Annotated in this window: 1 protein-coding gene; it reads left to right on the top strand. The window is 39.4% G+C overall.

Annotated elements, in window-relative coordinates:
* Window positions 1-236 (top strand): hypothetical protein (locus ACWNT5_RS24345; RefSeq protein WP_456518875.1); only part of this gene is annotated, 236 nt, incomplete at both ends.

The following is a 236-nucleotide window of genomic DNA, read 5'->3' as shown; positions in this document are numbered from 1 at the left end:
CCTGTTATCGATGATGCTATTGATGAGCCAAGTGAGGACTTAACAGTTAGTGGTACAGTTACCAGTGGTAATACGAGTAATACCGATCCAAGTGGTACGGTAACGATCACTGATAATGATAATACTCCTACGGTTAGTATTAGCGATATTACAGTTGCAGAGGATGTAGGTAATGCTACGGTTACAGTAAGTATTGATGTAGCGAGTAGTGTAGATACGGTTATAGATATAGTTAC

This window comes from Aquimarina sp. 433, from assembly GCF_054054605.1.
Note: the sequence above shows the minus strand (reverse complement) of the source record. Positions and strands in the feature narration are given on the sequence as shown.